Here is a 19,627-nt window from a genome sequence, read left to right on the forward strand (position 1 = left end):
CGCGGAACTGTGATCACCCGGGGATGTGCCTAGTCTCGGCTGGGTGAACCGGGATCAGCAGCACGGCCGCCCAGGGGCGATCGAGGACTACGCCCTGCTTTCCGATCTGCGCACCGCGGCCCTGGTCGGCAAGGACGGCTCGATCGACTGGCTGTGCCTGCCCCGGTTCGACGCGCCGTCCTGCTTCTGCCGGCTGCTCGGCAGCGACCGGGACGGCCACTGGCAGATCGCGCCGAGCTCCCCGGTCCGCGAGGTGCGCCGCCGGTACCGGGCGAACTCGCTGGTGCTGGAGACCGACTTCCACACCGACGACGGGGTGCTGCGGCTGATCGACTGCATGCCGCCGCACGAGCACTACCACCGCGCCCAGCCGTGCCTGGTGCGGGTCGTGCAGGGCATCTCCGGCGAGGTCGACGTCAGGATGCGCTGGGTGGTGCGGTTCGCCTACGGCGACGCGGTGCCCTGGGTGCGCCGGGTGCGCGAAAGCGATCCGGTGCTCGACGAGTTCATCCTGGCCATCGCCGGACCGCACACCGCGGTGCTGCGCGGCGACGTCCTGCCGCAGCGCTGCGAGGGCGAGCGGGCGCACGAGCTGGTCCGCACGGTGCGCGCCGGGGAGACCCTGTCGTGGGTGATGCAGTGGTCCCCGGACGCCGAGGAGCTGCCCGCGCCGGTCGACCCGGAGCAGGAGGTCCGCGACGCCGAGGAGTTCTGGCGGGAGTGGACCACGAAGATCTGCTACTCCGGGCCGCACGCGCACGCCGTGTACCGCTCGCTGGCCACCCTCAAGGCGCTGACCTACGCGCCGACCGGCGGGATCATCGCGGCGCCGACCAGCTCGCTGCCGGAAGCGGTGCCGGGCGACCGGAACTGGGACTACCGCTACTGCTGGCTGCGCGACGCCACCCTGGTGCTGCTGGCGCTGGACGACTTCGGCTGTTCCTCGGAGGCGGAGGCCTGGCGCGCCTGGCTGGTGCGCGCGGTCGCCGGTGACCCGGCCGACCTGCAGATCATGTACGGCATCGGCGGCGAGCGGCACCTGCTGGAGTGGGAGGCCGACTGGCTGCCCGGCTACCGCCGCTGCCGGCCGGTGCGCTTCGGCAACGCGGCCTTCCGGCAGCTCCAGCTCGATGTCTACGGCGAGGTCATGGACTCGCTGCACCTGGCCAGGGAGCGCGGGCTGCCGGAGCACGAGGAGACCTGGGCGCTGCAGCGCGGGATGCTGCGCCACCTGGAGAAGATCTGGCGGCGGCCGGACCGCGGCATGTGGGAGGTGCGCGGGCCCGACCGGTTCTTCACGCATTCCCGTGTGATGGTGTGGGTGGCCTTCGACCGGGCGGTGCGCGCCGCGGAGGAGGACGGTCTGCCCGGACCGGTGCGCCGCTGGCGGGAGATCCGCGACGAGGTGCACGCGGAAGTCCTGGAGCAGGCGTGGAATCCGGAGCGCGGCGCGTTCACCCAGTACTACGGCGCGACCGCGCTCGACGCGTCGTCGCTGCTGATGCCGTCGGTGGGTTTCCTGCCCGGCGACGACGAGCGCGTGGTGCGCACGGTGGATGCCGTGCAGCGCGAGCTCCAGCACGACGGGGTGCTGGTCGACCGCTACACGCCGGACGCGGCCCGCAACCAGGTCGACGGCCTGTCCGGCCGCGAGGGCGCGTTCCTGGCGTGCTCGTTCTGGATGGTCGACGCGCTGGCCTGCATCGGCCGCCGCGACGAGGCCGAGAAGCTGTTCGGCGAGCTGGTGGCGCTGGCCAACGACGTCGGCCTGTACGCGGAGGAGTACGACGCCGAGACCGGTTCCTTCACCGGCAACTTCCCGCAGGCCTTCAGCCACCTCGCCCTGGTGAACTCGGCTGCGGTCCTCTACGGCGGCCTCACCCGTGCCCAGCGGAGCAGGCGGAACGGAAAATCCGCCTGACGCACCGGTTCCGGCTGGTCAGCTGCGGAACTTCCGCCACTGCCAGGGCATCGGCTCAGTCCAGGCTGTCGGCGATGAACCGGGTGATGTCGGCCGGGGAGCCGGGTTTGGCGAAGAGGTAGCCCTGGCCGGTTTCGCAGCCGATGTCGGCCATCCGGCGGGACTGGGCCAGCGTTTCCACGCCCTCCGCGGTGACCGTCAGGCCGAGCGCGTGCGCCAGGTCCACCAGGGTCGACACGATGCGGGCGTCCACCGGGTCGGCCCGCTCCGCGTCGCGGAGCCCCTCCATGAACGAGCCCGCGATCTTCAGCTCGTGCACCGGGAGGTGGCGCAGGTAGGCCAGGTTCGAGTAGCCGGTGCCGAAGTCGTCGATGGCGATCCGCACGCCCATCTGGGACAGCGCGCGCAGCGCGTCCAGCGGCTCGTCGGCGGTGCCCATGATCGCGCTCTCGGTGAGCTCCAGCTGCAGCCGGGACGGTTCCAGCCCGGTCTCGGCCAGGATCGCCGCCACGTCGTTGACCAGCGCCGGATCGCGCGACTGCCGGACCGCCAGGTTGACGCTGACGAACGGCGCCGCCGAACCGAACCGGTCCTGCCAGCGCCGGGCCTGCAGGCAGGCCTGCCGCAGCACCCACCGGCCCAGCGACACGATCAGGCCGGTCTCCTCGGCCAGCCCGATGAACTTGTCCGGGCCGAGCCGCCCGAGCTCCGGGTGCTGCCAGCGGACCAGCGCCTCCACTCCGACCACGTTGTGGTCGCGCAGGCCGATCAGCGGCTGGTAGTCGACGTAGAACTCCTCGCGCTCCAGCGCGGCGGGCATCGTCGCCGACAGGTGGAACTGCGCGACCTCGGTGGCGTTGCGCTCCGGGTCGAACAGCGCCCACTGGCCCTTGCCCTCGGCCTTCGCCCAGTACAGCGTCACGTCGGCGTCGCGCATCAGCTCGGCGGCGGTCTGCCCGGGCACCGGGCGCTCCACGATGCCGATGCTCGCGCCCACCGACAGCTCGTGGCCGCCGACGCGGAACGGCTCCTCCAGCGCGTTCAGCACCATGTTCGCGACGTCCACGGCCTGGCCGATGTTCCGCGAGTTCTGCAGCAGGATGACGAACTCGTCGCCGCCCATCCGCGCGACGAGCCGGTCGTCGCCGTGCACCACGGCGGCGAGCCGGTCGGCGACCGCGACCAGCAGGTCGTCGCCGACGTGGTGGCCGAGGCTGTCGTTGATGACCTTGAAGCCGTCCAGGTCCATGTAGCACAGCGCGACCCGGGCGCCGGGTTCGTCCTGCCGGAGGACGTCGGTGAGCCGCTCCAGGAACAGCGCGCGGTTGGGCAGCCGGGTCAGCGGGTCGTGCATCGCCTGGTGCCGCAGCCGCTCCTGCAGCATCCGCCGGTCGGTGACGTCCTCGATCAGCGCCACCTGGTAGAGCGGCAGGCCGTCCTCGCCGCGGACCAGGGACACGATCATCTCGGTCCACACCGTGTTGCCGTCCGGGCGGATGAACTGCTTCTCCACCCGGAACTGGTCGCGCTCGCCGCGGACCAGCTCCTGGTACATCCGCCAGACGCTGTCCGGGTCGGCCGGGTGCATCATGTCCGACACCAGCATGGTGCGGAGTTCCTCGCCGGAGCGGCCCATGATCCGGGTCAGCGAGTCGTTGACCTCCAGGATCCGGCCGCCCATGTCGCCGATGCCGATGCCGATGGCGGCCTCGGCGAAGATCGCGCGAAACCGCGCCTCGCTGGTGCGCAGCGCCTGCTCGACGGCGTCGCGGGCGTCGAGCACGGCCTGCCGGATGGCTTCCTGCTCGTCGAGCGTGCGCTTGCGCGCGGCCTGCACGAACCCGGAGCACAGGGCGCCCTGCAGCGCCGCGACCCGGTTGCGCCAGCTGGGACTGCTGTCCAGCCCGAGGGCGTCGAGCATCTCCTCGCCGATCAGGTTCACCGTACGGGCCAGCGACTCGGCGCTGGTGAAGTGCACGGCGACCAGGTCCACGCCCACCTCGCGCGCGGCCGCCGCGTCGAACGGGTCGCTGAGCAGCGCATCGACCATTCGGTCCGTGTAGCCGTACAGGCGGCCTTCGATCTCGGCGCTGGTCATGGGCACGTAGCTGGTACCCATGAGCACGTGCGCCCAGGCCGCCGCGAAGCGGCGTCGGTCGGCTCGGTTCACCTCGGCGGTCACCTCGTGAGCGCTTGGCACCGGCGCGGTCCAGCCAGTCATGCCTGGGGCGCCCTCCACTCGTACTCGCCTCGCCCGTTCTCGTTCGGAGCATACGACCGGATCGGTCCGGCGGTCGAACATCATGTGCGGCACCCGGGGTAAGCCGTAACCTCATCCGAGCAGGCCATCCGCGTGGTTCACACGACGATCGATTACCGTCCGCAACCACGTGATCGCTCGAGTACGGCTGTCATGATCGATCTGCTGGTGTTGACGCTCAGCCCGGCCGAGAGGTTGTGCACGGCGTTGAACTACCCGTCGGTGGCCAGCAGTTCACCCTCAGCTGTCCGGATTGAGCCAATCCGGTTAAAAACTAACACAGGATCTACTTCTTACGAAAACGATTCGCGACACTTCCGGGGCAAGCCGCGCAGTCCCCCGACGACGCGGCGCAACCAACACCATGGAGGCCCCGATGAACCGTCCGAGTGGACGTGGTCGCCGATTACGCCTGTTCTCCTTAACATCGGTGCTCTGCGCAGGTGCCCTCTTCCTGTGCGCGCCCGCGCTGGCCAGCACTCCCCTTCCCGGAAGGGACTCCGCGATGGGCCAGACCAGCACCGAACCGGTCACCGACACGCCGATGGGCTCGCAGATCCGCAAGCACGAGGGCGGCGAGGAGCAGGCCGTGCCTGCGATCGCGCCGCTGGCCACGGTGGCGGGCATGGACGTCAGCAGCCACCAGGGCAACGTGGACTGGAAGTCCTGGTACAACCAGGGCATGCGGTTCGCCTACGTCAAGGCGACCGAGAGCACCAGCTACAAGAACCCGTACTTCGCCCAGCAGTACAACGGTTCCTACAACGTGGGCATGATCCGCGGCGCCTACCACTTCGCCCTGCCGGACCGCTCCAGCGGCGCGGCCCAGGCCAACTACTTCGTGGACAACGGCGGCGGCTGGTCCAAGGACGGCAAGACCCTGCCGGGCGCGCTGGACATGGAGTACAACCCGTACGGCTCGACCTGCTACGGCAAGTCCAAGAGCCAGATGACGGCATGGATCAAGGACTTCAGCGACACCTACCACTCGCGCACCGGGCGCTGGCCCGTCATCTACACCTCCACCAGCTGGTGGAACCAGTGCGTGGACGGCGACTTCAGCTCGACCAACCCGCTGTGGGTCGCCCGCTACGCGAGCACGGTCGGCCAGCTCCCGTACAACTGGGGCATCTGGACGATCTGGCAGTACACCTCCTCGCCGATCGACAAGAACACCTTCAACGGCGCTTACGACCGCTTGCAGGCCTTGGCGAACGGCTGACCTCCGGGAACCCGCGGTGCCGCTCCCGACGGCACCGCGGGTTCTCCCGTGCGCGCCCAGAACCGCGGCGGCGCCGGGCAGAATCACGCGCATGGGTGAGCGCAAGATCGGTCTGGTCGCGACGATCGCCATCGCGGTGGTGGTGCTGGTCAGCGTCAGCATCGCCCTGCTGGTCTTCGACGCCCGCACCACCGGTGCGGACGCCCTGCGCACCGGTGGACTGGCCGCGGGCTCGGTCGTCGCGCTGTACGCGCTGTGGCTCAACGACCGCAGGCGGCGCACCGAGGAGAAGCGGCAGGAGCTGGAGACCCAGCGCCAGGAGCTGGACCGGGAGCGCTACGCGCTCGAACAGCAGCGGCAGGCCCTGGAGGACCGGCGGACCGCGCAGGACCACGTCCGGGCCGCCGACGAGCGCTTCGCGCGGGCGGTGGAGCTGCTCGGCAACGAGGCCGACCAGGTGCGCGTCGGCGCGCTGCACGCGCTCGCCGGGCTGGCGCGCAACAACCCGGACTACGCGCAGACGGTCCTCGACGTGCTGTGCTCGTACCTGCGCCGCCCGTTCGACCATCCGAAGTGGACGGGCGATCCGGTGCCGGGCAAGATCCCCGAGGAGCTGCAGCGCGAGCGGACGGTGCGGCAGACCGCCAGCAAGCTCGTGGTGTCGCTGCTGCCGACCACCGACGAGGTGGACCCGCCCCGCTACGACCTCGACATCGCGGCGGCCTCCATGGACCGCTTCGACCTGTCCGGCCGGGTCGTCGGCCGCCTCGACGCGCAAGCGTGCCGGTTCCGGCACCGGACGAACCTGGAGGGCGCGGTCTTCCACGGCAAGGTCGACCTGCACGACGCCACGTTCCTGCACCCGCTCCAGGCCGGGAAGGCCGTGTTCCACGACCGCTTGATCCTGACCTGCGCGAAGAGCCGTGCGCCGGTGGGCTTCGAGCTCGCGGAGTTCCACGCGGAGGTGAACCTGCAGGAGGCGCGGTTCGCCGAGCACGTCTCCTTCGAGCAGGCGGCCTTCTTCGCGCCCTGCGACCTCCGCAGGGCGCGCTTCGACCACGGGGTCGATCTCAGGGCGAAGCCGCCGATACCCGGGGTTGCGCTGCACAACACCGAGGTCAACGCGGCTGTGGACAACGCCCTCCCCGAGGGCTGGGAGCTCGAACCGCTGGCCGCGCCGAACCGAGCGCGCATCTCGCACCAGCAGGAGGAAGCGCATGCGTGAGCGCAGGATCTGGTTGGTCGCGACGATCGCCATCGCGGTGGTGGTGCTGCTCGGCGTGAGCGCCGCTCTGCTGGTCTTCGACCCGCGCACCACCGGCGCCGACGCCCTGCGCACCGGTGGGCTGGCCGCGGGCTCGGTCGTCGCGCTCTACGCGCTGTGGCTCAACGACCGGCGGCGGCGCACCGAGGAGCAGCGGCAGCAGGTCGAACGCGAGCGGTACGAGCTGGAGGACCGGCGCGTGGAGCTGGACCGGGACCGGATCGCCGACGAGCGCTTCGCCCGCGCGATCGAGCTGCTCGGGCACGAGACCGACCAGGTCCGCGTCGGCGCGCTGCACGCGCTGGCCGGGCTCGCCCGCAACCGCCCCGACTACACCCAGACCGTGCTCGACGTCCTGTGCTCCTACCTGCGCCGTCCTTTCGAGCACCCGCGCTACGGGGGCGATTGGCCCGATCGATCGGCCAGGAACAACGCCGAGCGGAAGTTGCAGGTGCGGCTGACGGCTCAACGGCTGATCGAGGAGCTGCTGCCGCGCGTCGACGACGCCGACGCTCCGGCCTACGACCTGGACCTGACCGGCGCGACGCTGGAGTACTTCGACCTCAGCGACCGCAAGATCGGCACGCTGACGCTGCGCTACGGACGCCTGTTCAGCGACAACAACTTCAGCCGGTGCGAGTTCCACGGGAAGGTGTGGTTCACCGCCGCGACGATCGGGCCCGGCCGGTTGTACGGGCGGTTCCGCTGCGACGACGCGGTCTTCCACCAGCTGGCCTGGTTCCCCGGCACCGAGTTCAGCGGCCGGGCGACCTTCCGGCGCACCCGGTTCACCGGCACGACCAAGTTCGACAAGAGCCGCTTCGGCAACGCGCTGTCGATGGCCGGCGCCGAGTTCCACGGGGAGGCCGACTTCCGCGAGGCGTGCTTCGAGCACGACGTCGACATGTCCGGCACCACCTTCCGCGGCGAAGTGCGCAACGACGGCATCACCACGAGCCCCGACCACGACGTCGTCCTGCCGGAGGGCTGGGCGGCCGCAGCCCGCTGAGGGGCCGCTGACCAGCTGGTCCGCCGAAAATGCCCGCCGGGAGGGCCGCTCGGTGGGCCCCGGCTCGCACGCGGAAACCCGTTCGCCGCCCACGTGCGTTTGAACGATCATGCACGGACAACAGCAGGCGATCGGGCTCAGGCCGCCGCTCAGCGCCGTTCCGCGAACACCCGCGCCGCTGGCGATGAGGCCGGTCCTGCTGATCTCCGGCGTGCTCCCGCAGTGCTCGCGATCGCCGCTTCGCAGTACGGCTACTTCGGCGACGAGCTGTACTTCCGCGCCGCCGGCGACCACCTGGCCTGGCGGTACGCCGACCAGCAGCCGCTGCTGGCGCTGGCCATGGACGGCGAGCGCGATCCAGCACTTCGGACCGGCCGCGGGCATCCCGGAGGTGTACAGCGGCAGTCGCGGGCACTGGTACTTCGGCTCCCCGCCGGAAGGAACGCGCACCGCGCTCTTCGTCGGGTTCGACGAGGAATCGCTGCGCCGCCACTTCGGCAGCGTCGAGCGCGTGTCCACTGTGGAGCGGGCCTGGCGCCATCAACCGGGGCGCTCCGATCTGGCTCGCCGAAGACCCGAACATGCCGTGGCGCGATCTCTGGCCGCAGTTCCGCTACACGCACATCGGACTCGACTCTCCGCGCGCTCCCGATCGCGCTCCGCGAGTCGTTGACGCAGCGGTGAATTCCGGATTCCGGTCCGGACACCGCCCGCCGAACGAATCCGCAACGTTGTGCCGGACGGGGTGTGCAAAAAGGCGAAGATCCATCACGTTTCTAGGGTGAGCTTTCGCCGTCGAACCCTGCTCAAAGCCGGTGGCGTGGCCGCCATCGCCCTGAGCAGCGCCGAGGTCGCGGTGGCCGCCCCGTCGGACGTCTTCGTCCACGGGGTCGCCTCCGGCGATCCCACCCCGAGCAACGTGATCCTCTGGACCCGGGTCACCCCCGGCCCGAGCGCGTCTCCCGGTTCCGGCATCGGCCCGGACTGCGCCGTCGGGTGGGAGGTGGCCACCGATCCGCGGTTCCGGCGAGTGGTGGCGAGCGGGAGCACGACGACCGGCGCCGCGCGGGACCACACGGTCAAGGTCGACGTCGCGGGCCTGGCACCCGACACCTGGTACTGGTACCGGTTCCGGGCTGCGGGCGCGGTTTCGCCGGTGGGGCGGACGCGCACCGCTCCCGCGCTCGGCGCCTCCGTGGAGCGGCTGCGCTTCGGCGTGGTGTCCTGCTCGAACTGGCAGGCCGGGTACTTCTCGGCGTACCGCCACCTCGCCGACCGCGACGACCTCGACGCCGTCCTGCACCTCGGCGACTACCTCTACGAGTACGCCCCGGGCGAGTACCAGGCGCGCGACGTCGTGGTGCGGCCGCACGACCCGCCGACCGAGGTCATCACGCTGCCGCACTACCGGCGCAGGCACGCCCAGTACAAGACCGACCCCGACCTGCAGGCCCTGCACGCGCGCGTCCCGTTCATCACGACCTGGGACGACCACGAGTCCGCCAACAACGCCTGGGCCGACGGCGCGGAGAACCACACCGAAGGCGCTGAAGGCTCCTACGCGGACCGGAAGCGGGCGTGGCAGCGCGCGTACGCCGAGTGGATGCCGGTGCGCTACGAGCCCGGCGGCGTGCTCTACCGGCGGTTCGCCTTCGGCGCGCTCGCCGAGCTGTCCATGTTGGACCTGCGCTCCTACCGCAGCGAGCAGGTCGGCAGCAGGCTGGACCACGACGTCCACGACCCGGCGCGCACCATCACCGGCGACGCGCAGCTGCGCTGGCTGACCAGCGGACTCGCGCGGTCGCGGGCGCAGTGGAAGCTGATCGGCAACCCGGTGATGATCGCGCCGGTCCGGTTCCCGTCCACGCTGTCGATCGAGCGGCGGCGGGCACTCGGCGAGCTCACCGGCACCCCGCTCGTCCAAGGCCTGCCGCTGAACCTCGACCAGTGGGACGGCTACACCGCCGACCGCGACGCGGTGTTCGCGGTGCTGCGCGACCACGGCATCCGGAACACCGTCTTCCTGACCGGCGACATCCACTCCGCGTGGGCCGCGGAGCTGCCCAGCTCGACCCGCAGCTATCCCCTGGACCGCGAATCGGTCGGCGTCGAGTTCGTCTGCACGTCGGTGACCAGCGACAACATCGACGACATCCTGCGCGTCCGGCCGCAGACCGCCTCGCGGGCGATCGTCGGGGCGATCCGGGTGAACAACCCGCACATCAAGCACGTCGACCTCGACTCGCACGGCTTCTGCGTCCTGGACCTCACCCCGCAACGGGCGCAGATGGACTGGTACGCGCTCACCGACCGCACCGCCCCGGACAGCGCCGCGCACCACTCGACCTCCTACGCAGTGCGCACCGGAACCCAGCAGATCGAACAGGTGCAGGAGCCCGTGCGATGACTTCCCTCGACCGACGCAGTTTCCTCCAGGTCGCAGGCACCGGCGTGCTGCTGTCCGCCGCGGCTCCCACCGCGTGGGCATCCGGCGGCGACAAGCCGCTGCGGGTCTACTCGCTGGTCGTCGACGGCTGCTCGCCCGACGAGATCACCCCGCACCTGACACCTCGCCTGCACGAGCTGCGCGAGGCCGGGACGTCCTTCCCGCAGGCCCGGTCGCTGCCGGTGATGGAGACGATCCCGAACCACGTGATGATGATGAGCGGCGTGCGGCCGGACCGCTCCGGCGTGCCCGCGAACTCGGTCTACGACGCGGCGCAGGGCGAGATCCGCACCCTCGACCGCGCGTCGGACCTGCGGTTCGACACGCTGCTGGACCGGTTGCACGCCCGCGGGAAGGTCACCGGCAGCGTGCTGAGCAAGGAGTACCTGCACGGGATCTTCGGCACCCGGGCCAGCGTGCGGTGGGAGCCGCGGCCGATCGTCCCGATCAGCGGGCACGCCCCGGACATCTTCACCGCGAGCGCGCTGGTGTCCATGGTGGACAGTTCCGATCCGGACCTGGTGTTCGCCAACTTCGGCGACGTGGACCGGCTCGGCCACGCCGACCTGACCGGCACCACGCTGCGGGCCGCCCGCGCCGCGGCGCTGGCCTCCGCCGACGCGCAGGTCGGCCGGTTCGTCGACCACCTCGTCCGCACCGACCGCTGGTCCTCCAGCGTGCTGCTGATCTGCGCCGACCACTCGATGGACTGGTCGTGGGCGCACCGGGTGATCTCGCTGAGCAGGGCGGTGGAGAACGACCCGCTGCTGACCGGCCGCGTGCGGATCGCGCCGAACGGCGGCGCGGAACTGCTGTACTTCACCGGCCCGGCGGCAGAGCGCGGAGCCGCGGTGACCCGGCTCCGAGAACTGGCCGCGGCCACCGAAGGCGTCCACTCCGCCCACGATCCGGCCGAGCTCCGGCTGGGGCCCGAGGCGGGCGACCTGGTCGTCTACTGCGAACCGGGCTGGCGCTTCGCGGACCCGGAGGTCGTCTCCAACCCGATCCCGGGCAACCACGGCCACCCGGCCACCGAACCGATCCCGTTCTTCATCACCGGCGGCCACCCGGCGATCCGCACCGGCACGTCCGCGGCCGAAGCCCGGACCGTCGACGTCGCCCCGACCCTGGGCGCCCTCTTCGACCTCCCGGCCCCGGCCGGCGGCTACGACGGAACCGCCCGCGCGGAGGCCTTCGACCTCACCCGCCTGTGAGCCGAAGGGCCTCTTCGAGGCGACTCGAAGAGGCCCTTCGCCGTGGAGAGGATCAGCCGAACAGCTTGGGGAGGGTGCCCTCCCAGGCCTCGCGGAGCTCCGGCAGCGGGATGTTCGCGACGTCCTGGATGTCCAGGGACTTCTCGCCCGCGTCGGCGACACCGACCTTGGACCACGGCAGACCGCGGGCCGTGCACATGTCGGTGAAGCGGGTCTCCTCGCTGCGCGGGACCGCCACCAGGACGCGACCCGCCGACTCGGAGAACAGCCAGACGAACGGGTCCGCGCCCTCGGGCAGGACCACGCGGGCACCGCACTCGCCGACCAGCGCCGTCTCCACCAGCGCCTGCGCCAGGCCGCCCTCGGAGAGGTCGTGCGCCGCCGAGATCATGCCGTCGCGGGAGCCCGCGACCAGGATCTCCGCCAGCAGCTTCTCCCGCGCCAGGTCGACCTTCGGCGGCACCCCGCCGAGGTGGTCGTGCACCACGCGAGCCCACTCCGAGCCGCCGAACTCCTCGCGCGTCTCGCCGAGCAGCAGCAGCGTCTCGCCGTCCTCGCCGCCGATGCCGGTGGGGATGCGGCGGGTCACGTCGTCGATCGTGCCCAGCACGCCGACCACCGGCGTCGGCAGGATCGCCTTGGAGCCGGTCTGGTTGTAGAAGCTGACGTTGCCGCCGGTCACCGGGATGCCCAGCTCCTGGCAGGCGTCGGCCAGACCGCGCACCGCCTGCTGGAACTGCCACATCACGCCCGGGTCCTCCGGCGAGCCGAAGTTCAGGCAGTTGGTGACCGCCACCGGCGTCGCACCGGTGGTCGCCACGTTGCGGTAGGCCTCCGCCAGCGCCAGCTGCGCGCCCGCGTACGGGTCGAGCCGGGTGTAGCGGGAGTTGCAGTCGGTGGAGATCGCGATGCCGCGACCGGTCTCCTCGTCGATGCGCAGCACACCGCCGTCCGACGGCTGCGCCAGCACGGTGTTGCCGCGGACGTAGCGGTCGTACTGGTCGGTGACCCACGCGCGGGAGCACAGGTTCGGCGAGGCCGCCATCCGCAGGATCGTCTCGCGCAGCTCGTCCTTCGTGGACGGGCGGGCCAGCGTGCTCGCGCTGTCCGCGGCGATCAGGTCCTGCTCGGCGGGCCGCTCGACCGGGCGCTCGTAGACCGGGCCCTCGTGCGCGACGGTGCGCGGCGGCACGTCCACCACGAGCTCGCCGTGCCAGTAGATCTCCAGGTTCTCGCCGTCGGTGACCTCACCGATCACGGTGGCGGTGACGTCCCACTTCCGGCAGACCTCCAGGAACGCGTCCACGTTGGACGGTTCCACCACGGCGCACATCCGCTCCTGCGACTCGCTGGAGAGGATCTCGGCGGCCGTCATGCCGGTGGCGCGCAGCGGGACCTGGTCCAGGTCGACGCGCATGCCGCCGTCACCGGCCGAGGCCAGCTCCGAGGTGGCGCAGGACAGGCCCGCGCCGCCCAGGTCCTGGATGCCCACGACCAGGCCGGCGTGGTAGAGGTCCAGGCAGCACTCGATGAGCACCTTCTCGGCGAACGGGTCGCCGACCTGGACGCTCGGCAGCTTCTTGCGGCCCGCACCGGTCTCGTCGCTGTCGAAGGTCTCCGATGCCAGCACCGACACGCCGCCGATGCCGTCCAGCCCGGTGCGCGCACCGAACAGGATGATCTTGTTGCCCTTGCCGCTGGCGTGCGCCAGGTGCAGGTCCTCGACCTTCATCACGCCCACGCACATGGCGTTGACCAGCGGATTTCCGCTGTAGCACTCGTCGAAGACGACCTCACCGCCGATGTTCGGCAGGCCCAGGCAGTTGCCGTAGCTGCCGACACCGGAGACCACACCGGGCAGCACCCGCTTGGTGTCCTCCGCGTCGGCCGGGCCGAAGCGCAGCGGGTCGGCCACCGCGACCGGGCGCGCGCCCATCGCCATGATGTCGCGGACGATGCCGCCGACACCGGTCGCCGCGCCCTGGTGCGGCTCGACGTAGGACGGGTGGTTGTGGCTCTCCAGCTTGAACGTCACCGCCCAGCCGTCGCCGATGTCCACCACGCCGGCGTTCTCGCCGATGCCCGCGAGCATCTTCGCGCGCATCTCGTCGGTGGTGGTCTCGCCGAAGTACTTCAGGTGCACCTTCGACGACTTGTAGGAGCAGTGCTCGCTCCACATCACCGAGTACATGGCCAGCTCGGCGTCGGTCGGCCTGCGGCCCAGGATCTCGCGGATCCGGGCGTACTCGTCGTCCTTCAGCCCCAGCTCGCGGTACGGCTGGTCGGTCTCGGGAGTGCTTTTCGCCTGCTCGACGGTGTCGATGTTGGTCACGCTGCCACCAGTGCATCCAGAACGGACAGGAACATGCCGAGGCCGTCGTCGGTGGGGCCGGTCAGCGGGTCGATCGCGTGCTCGGGGTGCGGCATCATGCCCGCCACCCGGCCGCGCGCGTCGGTGATGCCCGCGATCCCGCGCTGCGAACCGTTCGGGTTCTCGCCCGCGTAGCGGAACAGCACCCGGCCTTCGCCCTCCAGCTCGTCGAGGACGGCCTCGTCGGCCATGTAGTTGCCCTCGCCGTGCTTGATCGGGATCAGCAGCTCGGCACCGGCCTCGTAGCGGGTGGTCCACGCGCTGCTGTTGTTCTCCACCTGCAACCACTGGTCGCGGCAGACGTAGTGCAGGCCCGCGTTGCGGGTCAGCACGCCGGGCAGCAGCCCGGACTCGCACAGGATCTGGAAGCCGTTGCACACGCCGAGCACCGGCATGCCCTTGCGGGCGGCCTCGACCACCTCGGCCATCACCGGGGCGAACTTGGCGATCGCGCCGCAGCGCAGGTAGTCGCCGTAGGAGAAGCCGCCGGGCACGACCACCGCGTCGACGCCCTTGAGGTCGTGGTCGGCGTGCCAGAGGGCGACGGACTCGGCACCGGCGCGGCGAACCGCGCGGGCGGCGTCGACGTCATCGAGGGTGCCGGGGAAGGTGATGACGCCGATCTTCGCGCTCACGCGTCCACCCGCCGGACGGTCCAGTCCTCGATGACCGGGTTGGCCAGCAGCGTTTCGGCGATCTTGGCGAGCGTGTCGTCGTCGACGTCGTCGGCGACCTCCAGCTCGAAACGCTTCCCCTGGCGGACTTCGGCGATCCCTTCGAACCCGAGCCGCGGCAGCGCATTGGCCACCGCCTGCCCCTGCGGGTCGAGGATCTCCTGCTTCGGCATGACGTCGACAACGACTCGGGCCACGGGTGCTGCTCCCGGTTTCAGTGCAGATCCGCCAGGACCCCGGCGGATGGCCAGCAGTACTGGCGCAGCGTAACTGAGCTGGGAGTTCACCGTGCCGGGCAGGGGCGGCGGGTGCGGTGTGGCTCACCACATCCTACCCGCGCTGTGTCTTCCGTCACAAATTTCACGCATTGTTTAAACCTTTGGCCCCGAATGCCGTCTATCAGGGAGGGCGCCGAGGGGAGGTGCCCGGTGTTGATCGAAAGTCACTGAGGGGAACGCATTCCGATGCGCACATTCAAGACGTTGCTGGGGGCGGCGCTGCTCGCCGGACTCGCCCTGACCACGACCGTCCCGGCCACCGCCGCGCCGAGCACCGAGGCGGTCCGGGTCGCCGAGCAGCCGCGGTTCACCGCCGACAAGTCCCAGGTCCGGGCCGGGAACACGCTGGTCATGCGGCTCGACCACGGGCTGGAGGGCGTGAGCTGGATCTCCTCCGCCGCGTTCGTGCGCAACCGCGAGCACCCGGTGGGAGCCGACGAGGGCCTTGCCGAGGTCGTCGCCGACCGCGACGGCGTCGCCGAGGCGGTGGCGACCATCGCCGACGTGCCGCCCGGGCAGTACTCGGTGCACACCCGCATCGGCGGCGGGGCCGGGCCGACGATGACCATCACCGTCACCGGCTGAGCGCGGGTCGTGAGCGCTTCGGGGCGCCGGAACGCCCCGAAGCGCTCACGGCGTTCACCGGTAGCGAGATCCGTCGCCCCGCCCGGGTTTTTCCGGAAGTGTGCTGGCCATGCGGATCTTGGTCCTGGGTGGAACGGTCTTCGTCGGGCACGCCGTCGCGGCGGCGGCCCTGGAGCGCGGGCACGACGTCGTCTGCGCGGCGCGCGGCACGAGCGGCGACGTGCCGGACGGCGCGGAGCTGGTGGTCGTGGACCGGGCGGAGGGGCTCGGCCCACTGGCCGGGCAGCGGTTCGACGCGGTCGTCGACGTCGCGCGGAACTACCGGTGGGTGTGCGAGGCGCTGGAGGCCGTGGACGCCGGGCACTGGACGTTCGTGTCCACGATCAACGTCTACGCGAACAACGCGGCGACCGGTCAGAGCGTCGACGCGCCGCTGCTGGAGCCGATCACCGACTCCGCCGACACCAGCACTCCCGAGTCCTACGGCGGGATCAAGGTGGCCTGCGAGAACGCGGTGCGGGAGGCGATGGGCGAGCGCGCGTTCGTGGTCCGCCCCGGCCTGATCACCGGGCCGAACGATCCCTCCGACCGCTTCGGCTACTGGCCGCTGCGGATGTCGCGCGGCGGGCGGGTGCTCGTGCCGGACACGCCCGGCACGCCGTCCCAGCACATCGACGTGCGCGATCTGGCCGACTGGATCGTCACCGCCGCGGAGCGCGGCCTCGCGGGCACCTTCGACGGCATCGGCCCGGCCACCACGCTGGACGCGCTGCTGAAGGAGATCGCCCGGGTCGTCGCGCCGGCCGGTACCGAGCTCGCGGCCGTCGCGCCCGAGGCGCTCGACGAAGCCGGGGTGCAGCGCTGGAGCGGGCCGAAGTCGCTGCCGCTGTGGATCCCGGACGGCTACGACGGCTTCGCCTCGCACGACGCCGCGCCCTCGCTGGCCGCCGGGCTGCGCATCCGGCCGCTGGCCGAGACGGTGGCGGCCGCGCTGGAGAGCGAGCGCACGCGCGGCGTCGACCGCGAGCGCAAGGCCGGGCTGACCCCGGTCGAGGAGACCGAGCTGCTCGGCACGCTGCCGCACCGGCTCTGGTGAGGAGTGCGAGAGTGGTCGGGGCACCGGCTCTCGAGGAGGAACACCGTGCAGATCACCCACTTCGGACACTCGTGCGTGCTGGTCGAGACCGGATCGGCGCGACTGCTGATCGACCCCGGCACCTTCTCCGCGGACTTCGAGGGCCTGCGCGAGCTGGACGCCGTGCTGGTCACCCACCAGCACCCCGACCACCTCGACCTGGAGCGGCTGCCCGCGCTGCTGGCGGCCAACCCGGACGCCCGGCTGGTGGTCGACCCGGGTTCGGCGGCGTCGATCGCCGAACGCGGGTTGTCGGCGACCACCGCCCGGCCCGGTGACGCGATCGAGCTGGGCGGCGCGGCGGTCAACGTCGTCGGCGGCGAGCACGCGGTGATCCACCCGGACATCCCGGTGGTCGACAACATCGGCTACGTCGTAGACCACGGCGCGTTCTACCACCCCGGCGACTCGTTCTTCGTGCCGGAGCAGCGCATCGACGTGCTCGGCCTGCCGACCGCGGCGCCGTGGCTGAAGCTCTCCGAGGCGATCGACTTCCTGCGCGCGGTGGCGCCCCGGACGGCGGTGCCGATCCACGAGGCGGTGCTGGCCGTGCCGCAGATGCACTACCGGATGTTCGAGCAGCTCGGCCCGGAGGGCACGGCGGTCGAGGTCCTCACCAAGGGCACCCCGACCGGCCTCTGAGCGGTCGCCGCGGCTCAGTCGTCGTCGCGGTCGTCGACGTCGTGCACGTCGTCGCGGTCGTCCGCGTCGTCGTGGTCATCGACGTCGTCGTGGTCGAACTGGTCATCGCAGTCGTCGAAGCGGTCGTCCCGGTCGTCGCGATCGTCGTCGAACCGGTCGTCCCGGTCGTCGAACCGGTCGTCCCGGTCGTCGAACTGGTCGTCCAGGTCGTCGTCGACGCACACGGGGGCCGGCTGGTCGGGGTTCGGCACCTGCGCCGGGGCCGTGGGCAGCGGTGCCGGGGCCGGGGCCTGCTCCGCCGCGCCGGCCAGCGCCACGCCCGTGCCGCCGAGTCCCAGCACCGCCACCGCCGCGCCCGCCACCAGCCAGGTCCGCTTCATCGTCCGCATCGTTCCGCCTCTCGTTCGGCTCTCTCCTTGACTGAAACCAGCTTCGGTGCCGAGCGTGAGGCGGCCCTGAAGGCCCGATGAAGGGATCCTCATCGGCCTTCACAGTCCGCCGGGCGCTCCGAACGAGGCATAGGTGACCGGTCGCGCGCCGTGGTGCAGCGCCAGGTCGATCGCGTCCAGAACCGCTTGCCGCGCAGCGGGTTTGCGCAGCACGGCGGAGTCCACCGCGAGCCGCACCGGACGTCCCAGCCGGGCCGCCCGCCCGGCGCCGAGCACCAGTGCGCGGCACCACCAGGGCTCGGCGCGCTCACCCGGTCCGATCATGCGGATGCGTCCCCGGTGCACCCTGCCGGTGGCGAGCTCCCGCACCGCCATCGCGTCCGCGCACACCGAGAAACCGCGCCGCCGCAGTGCGGTGATGGTGCCCGGCGATCCGAACCACCGCGTCGGGATGAAGGTCTTGGTCCGCAGTCCGAGCCGTTCCAGGACCGCGGCGGCGGCGACCAGGTGCAGCCCGGCCTCGTGCGCGGGCAGCCCGGCGGCCGGGGCGAGCCGGGCCCGCAGTCCCGGCGCGGTGCGGGCGAATCCGTGCAGGCTCACCACGTCACGACCGGCCACCCGCCCGGCGATCCAGTCCAGCACCGCACTCGGCGGGGCGGGGCGCGGCGGGATCAGCAGCGACAACGGCACGGCGCGCCGGTCCAGGTCGGCGCCGAACTCGACGCACCGGTCCAGCACCTGGACGTCGAGTCCGGACAACGACACCACCAGCGGCGGGCTCACGAGGACTCATTGCGCCCGCTCCGGATGTCCGCCACCTGACGACGAGATGACCCCCCGGCGCAAATCCGGAGAACCTCCACACCGAACCCAACCCCCACCCACCACCCCAACACAAGTCACCCCACGCAATTTCAATTGAAATTGAACATCCAATTTCAATGGAACTTGCACTCCTCCGGCGTGTCGCCACCCGACACGCCGGTGTCTCCCGCAATTTCAATTGAAATCAGACCGCCAATTTCAATTGAAATTGCACCCCACCGGCACCCGGCCGGGGAGTCGGCACCCGGCCGGGGAGTCGGCACCCGGCCGGGGAGTCGGCACCCGGCCGAAGGAGCCGACACCCGGATGAAGGGAGTCGGGGTCCGGCCGGGGGTCAGCGCCCGGTTGGGGGTGGGGTTTGTTGATTGGGTTGGGAGGGTTAGGCGGCTGGGGTGGGCCAGTCGGCGAAGGAGCGGCCGGTGATGCGTTCGTAGGCTTCGACGTAGCGGTCGCGGGTTGCCGCGATGACGTCGGCGGGCAGCGACGGCGGCGGGGTGTCCGAGGCGCGGTCCCAGCCGGAGGCCGGCGAGGTCAGCCAGTTGCGCACGTACTGCTTGTCGAAGGACGGCTGGACCTGGCCCGGCCGGTAGCCGTCGGCGGGCCAGTAGCGCGAGGAGTCCGGCGTCAGCACCTCGTCGCCCAGCACCAGCGAACCGTCGGGCGCCAGGCCGAACTCGAACTTGGTGTCGGCCAGGATCACGCCCCGGCCGCGCGCGTGCTCCGCCGCCCGCTCGTACACCCGCAGCGTCACCTCGCGCAGCTGCTCGGCGCGCTCCGCGCCCAGCTGCGCGGCGACCGCGTCGAAGCTGATGTTCTCGTCGTGGTCGCCGAGCTCCGCCTTGGTGGCCGGGGTGAAGATCGGCTGCGGGAGCTGCGAGGCCTCGACCAGCCCGGCGGGCAGCTCGACCCCGCACACCGCACCGGTGCGCTGGTAGTCGGCCAGCCCGGAGCCGGTGAGGTAGCCGCGCGCGACGCACTCGACCGGCAGCATCTCCAGCCGCCGCACCAGCAGCGCGCGACCGCGCACCTCACCGGGGATGCGCGGGTCGTCCGCGCTGACCAGGTGGTTCGGCACCAGGTCGGCGAGCAGCTCGAACCAGTACACGCTCATCGCGGTGAGCACCCGGCCCTTGTCCGGGATCGGCGTGTCCAGCACGTGGTCGTACGCCGAGAGGCGGTCGGAGGCGACCAGCAGCAGGTGTTCGTCGTCCACGGCGTGCAGCTGGCGGACCTTGCCCGCTGCGATCTGGGGGTAATCGGCGAGTGCAACCACGTGCTGATTCTCCCCCACCAGTCCGCGGGCTCCCGCCGGTGGTACGAGTTGGCGAGGACAGCCGCGGCGTGGCGTAGTGGACGCACCACGCCGGACGCCCGGCGGACAGGAGGACTTCC

The 19,627-nt window shown here is 71.4% G+C and carries 16 protein-coding genes and 1 pseudogene; 10 read left to right on the forward strand and 7 right to left on the reverse strand.

The genetic code is table 11. The features are described from left to right. Positions 1-43 precede the first annotated feature (43 nt). Positions 44-1,921: a glycoside hydrolase family 15 protein gene (locus tag C4T78_RS26850; protein WP_093358215.1), complete on the forward strand. Its 1,878-nt coding sequence runs from the start codon at positions 44-46 to the stop codon at positions 1,919-1,921. A gap of 55 nt (positions 1,922-1,976) precedes the next feature. On the opposite strand, the gene C4T78_RS26855 is transcribed toward C4T78_RS26850, so the two are convergent. Further along, positions 1,977-4,091 carry a putative bifunctional diguanylate cyclase/phosphodiesterase gene (locus tag C4T78_RS26855; protein ID WP_258958364.1) on the reverse strand — a complete coding sequence of 705 codons (2,115 nt, stop codon included), beginning with the start codon at positions 4,089-4,091 and terminating at the stop codon, positions 1,977-1,979. Between the two features lie 595 nt (positions 4,092-4,686). On the opposite strand from C4T78_RS26855, the gene C4T78_RS26860 reads away from it, so the two are divergent. The 6 genes and pseudogenes from C4T78_RS26860 to C4T78_RS26885 all read left to right on the forward strand — a co-directional run bounded on the left by C4T78_RS26860 (position 4,687) and on the right by C4T78_RS26885 (position 11,336). Then, the gene (locus tag C4T78_RS26860; protein WP_093358216.1) at positions 4,687-5,403 is read left to right on the forward strand and encodes a lysozyme; all 717 of its coding nucleotides are present in this window, start codon (positions 4,687-4,689) and stop codon (positions 5,401-5,403) included. A gap of 91 nt (positions 5,404-5,494) precedes the next feature. Beyond that, a complete protein-coding gene (locus C4T78_RS26865) occupies positions 5,495-6,628 on the forward strand; it encodes a pentapeptide repeat-containing protein (protein ID WP_093358217.1) in 1,134 nt (377 codons plus the stop codon). After that, a complete protein-coding gene (locus C4T78_RS26870; protein WP_093358218.1) occupies positions 6,621-7,676 on the forward strand; it encodes a pentapeptide repeat-containing protein in 1,056 nt (351 codons plus the stop codon). Before C4T78_RS26865 ends, C4T78_RS26870 begins: the two co-directional genes overlap by 8 nt. A gap of 184 nt (positions 7,677-7,860) precedes the next feature. Beyond that, positions 7,861-8,021 (forward strand): annotated as a pseudogene (locus C4T78_RS37455) (ArnT family glycosyltransferase); the annotation flags it as partial. A gap of 436 nt (positions 8,022-8,457) precedes the next feature. Then, positions 8,458-10,083 (forward strand): alkaline phosphatase D family protein, encoded by a 1,626-nt coding sequence (locus tag C4T78_RS26880; RefSeq protein WP_235863883.1) that lies wholly within the window; start codon positions 8,458-8,460, stop codon positions 10,081-10,083. Further along, the gene (locus tag C4T78_RS26885) at positions 10,080-11,336 is read left to right on the forward strand and encodes an alkaline phosphatase family protein (RefSeq protein WP_093358220.1); all 1,257 of its coding nucleotides are present in this window, start codon (positions 10,080-10,082) and stop codon (positions 11,334-11,336) included. Before C4T78_RS26880 ends, C4T78_RS26885 begins: the two co-directional genes overlap by 4 nt. A gap of 52 nt (positions 11,337-11,388) precedes the next feature. Here C4T78_RS26885 and purL read toward each other — a convergent pair whose 3' ends face one another. From purL to purS, 3 genes are read right to left on the reverse strand one after another with little or no spacing between them, the layout of a single operon-like run. Further along, a complete protein-coding gene (purL, locus tag C4T78_RS26890; RefSeq protein ID WP_093358221.1) occupies positions 11,389-13,668 on the reverse strand; it encodes a phosphoribosylformylglycinamidine synthase subunit PurL in 2,280 nt (759 codons plus the stop codon). Then, positions 13,665-14,342, reverse strand: coding sequence for a phosphoribosylformylglycinamidine synthase subunit PurQ (gene purQ / locus C4T78_RS26895; RefSeq protein ID WP_093358222.1), 678 nt, complete (start codon positions 14,340-14,342; stop codon positions 13,665-13,667). The genes purL and purQ overlap by 4 nt, the downstream gene beginning before the upstream one ends. Then, on the reverse strand, positions 14,339-14,578 hold the full coding sequence (gene purS / locus C4T78_RS26900; RefSeq protein ID WP_093159179.1) for a phosphoribosylformylglycinamidine synthase subunit PurS: 240 nt from the start codon (positions 14,576-14,578) through the stop codon (positions 14,339-14,341). The genes purQ and purS overlap by 4 nt, the downstream gene beginning before the upstream one ends. A gap of 267 nt (positions 14,579-14,845) precedes the next feature. On the opposite strand from purS, the gene C4T78_RS26905 reads away from it, so the two are divergent. The 3 genes from C4T78_RS26905 to C4T78_RS26915 all read left to right on the forward strand — a co-directional run bounded on the left by C4T78_RS26905 (position 14,846) and on the right by C4T78_RS26915 (position 17,021). Continuing rightward, a complete protein-coding gene (locus tag C4T78_RS26905) occupies positions 14,846-15,244 on the forward strand; it encodes a hypothetical protein (protein WP_093159177.1) in 399 nt (132 codons plus the stop codon). Between the two features lie 109 nt (positions 15,245-15,353). Continuing rightward, a complete protein-coding gene (locus C4T78_RS26910; protein WP_093358223.1) occupies positions 15,354-16,340 on the forward strand; it encodes an NAD-dependent epimerase/dehydratase family protein in 987 nt (328 codons plus the stop codon). Positions 16,341-16,385: 45 nt separating this feature from the next. Further along, positions 16,386-17,021, forward strand: a complete 636-nt coding sequence (locus tag C4T78_RS26915) for an MBL fold metallo-hydrolase (protein ID WP_093358224.1) — start codon at positions 16,386-16,388, stop codon at positions 17,019-17,021. Positions 17,022-17,035: 14 nt separating this feature from the next. On the opposite strand, the gene C4T78_RS26920 is transcribed toward C4T78_RS26915, so the two are convergent. The 3 genes from C4T78_RS26920 to C4T78_RS26930 form a co-directional block, all read right to left on the reverse strand. Further along, complete coding sequence (locus C4T78_RS26920; protein WP_177247815.1) at positions 17,036-17,401, reverse strand: ATPase; 366 nt, start codon at positions 17,399-17,401, stop codon at positions 17,036-17,038. A 108-nt stretch (positions 17,402-17,509) separates the two neighbouring features. Continuing rightward, positions 17,510-18,193, reverse strand: a complete 684-nt coding sequence (locus tag C4T78_RS26925) for a DUF2334 domain-containing protein (protein ID WP_093159169.1) — start codon at positions 18,191-18,193, stop codon at positions 17,510-17,512. A gap of 421 nt (positions 18,194-18,614) precedes the next feature. Beyond that, the gene (locus C4T78_RS26930) at positions 18,615-19,508 is read right to left on the reverse strand and encodes a phosphoribosylaminoimidazolesuccinocarboxamide synthase (RefSeq protein ID WP_093358226.1); all 894 of its coding nucleotides are present in this window, start codon (positions 19,506-19,508) and stop codon (positions 18,615-18,617) included. Between the last annotated feature and the right edge of the window lie 119 nt (positions 19,509-19,627).

It is taken from the genome of Saccharopolyspora kobensis (assembly GCF_900108315.1).
Lineage (GTDB): Bacteria > Actinomycetota > Actinomycetes > Mycobacteriales > Pseudonocardiaceae > Saccharopolyspora > Saccharopolyspora kobensis.